Annotated in this window: 1 pseudogene; it reads right to left on the reverse strand. The window is 73.0% G+C overall.

The features are described from left to right. Nucleotides 1-1,480: pseudogene (locus LX83_RS37535) on the reverse strand (beta-ketoacyl synthase N-terminal-like domain-containing protein); the annotation flags it as partial. Between the last annotated feature and the right edge of the window lie 18 nt (nt 1,481-1,498).

The raw sequence follows: 1,498 nt of genomic DNA on the forward strand, positions 1-1,498 counted from the left end.
CCACCAACGACGACGAGCACGCCGTGTCCACGGTGACCGCCGGCCCCTCCAGACCGAAGGTGTAGGCCACCCGGCCGGACAGCACACTGGCCGCGCTGCCGTTGCCGAGGTAGCCGGCCAGCTCGTCGGGCACGGTGCGCAGGCGGCTGGCGTAGTCGTTGGACACCACCCCGGCGAACACCCCGGTCTGGCTGCCGCGCAGCGCCTGCGGGTCCATCCCGGCCCGTTCCAGGGCCTCCCACGAGGTTTCCAGCAGCAGCCGCTGCTGCGGGTCCATGGCCAGCGCCTCGCGCGGGCCGATGCCGAAGAAGGCGCTGTCGAACTCGGCGGCGTCCATGACGAACCCGCCGTGGCTGGTGTAGGTCTTGCCGGCCTTGTCCGGGTCGGGGTCGTAGGAGCCGGCGATGTCCCAGCCGCGGTCCTCGGGGAAGCCGGTGATGGCGTCGGTGCCGGTGTCCACCAGGCGCCACAGGTCCTCGGGTGAGCGCACCCCGCCCGGGTAGCGGCAGGCCATGCCGATGATGGCGATCGGTTCGTCCGAGGTGGACACCGGTGCGTCGGCTGGTACCGCCTCGTCCGCGCCGGTGACCAGCGCGCCGAGGTGCCTGGCCAGCACGACCGGACTGGGGTGGTCGAAGATCAGGGTCGCCGGCAGCGGCACGCCCGCGGCCTCGGTGAGCAGGTCGCGGAACTCCAGGGCGGTCATCGAGTCGAACCCGAGGTCCTGGAACGGCTGCTCCTGGTCGATCTCCTCGGCCGAGTCGTGCCCGAGCACGGTGGCCGCGGCGCGCCGCACCAACTCCAGCAGGACCCGCCCCCGCTCGGACTCGGGCAGGTCGGCGAAGCGGTTGCCCGCCACCGGCTCGTCGACGGCGGCCTCGTCCGCTGTGGACGGTTCCGCCGGTGCGAGCGGAGCTGGCGCGCCGGCGGTGAACTGGACGTCGGGCCAGAACCGGCGGCGCTGGAAGGCGTAGGTGGGCAGGTCGATCCGGTCGTGGCCGGCGCCGCGCAGCGATGTCCAGTCCACCGTGGCTCCGGCGGCGTGCAGCCGGCCGACGGCGGTCAGCAGGGCGGTGTCCTCGGGCCGATCCCGACGGCAGGTCGGGGTCAGCAGCACCCGTTGGTCGGCGATCCCGGCGAGGCAGTCCTCGGCCATGGCGGTGAGCACGGCGTCCGGGCCGACCTCCACGAACCGGCGCACCCCGTGCTCGTGCAGCCAGCGCACCCCGTCGTGGAAGCGGACCGTGTCGCGCACGTGCCGCACCCAGTACTCGGCAGAGCACACCTGCTCGGCGCTGATCTCCGCACCGGTCACATTGGACACCAGCCGCACCCGGGGCGGGTGGTAGGTCAGGGTTTCGGCGACGCGGCGGAACTCGGCCAGCATCGGCTCCATCAGCGGCGAGTGGAACGCGTGCGACACCGTCAACCGCCTGGTCTTGTACCCCCGCGCCGCCAACACCTCCACCACCGCCAACACCGCGTCCTCCTCACCCGA

It is taken from the genome of Goodfellowiella coeruleoviolacea (assembly GCF_024171785.1).
Classification (GTDB): Bacteria; Actinomycetota; Actinomycetes; order Mycobacteriales; family Pseudonocardiaceae; genus Goodfellowiella; species Goodfellowiella coeruleoviolacea.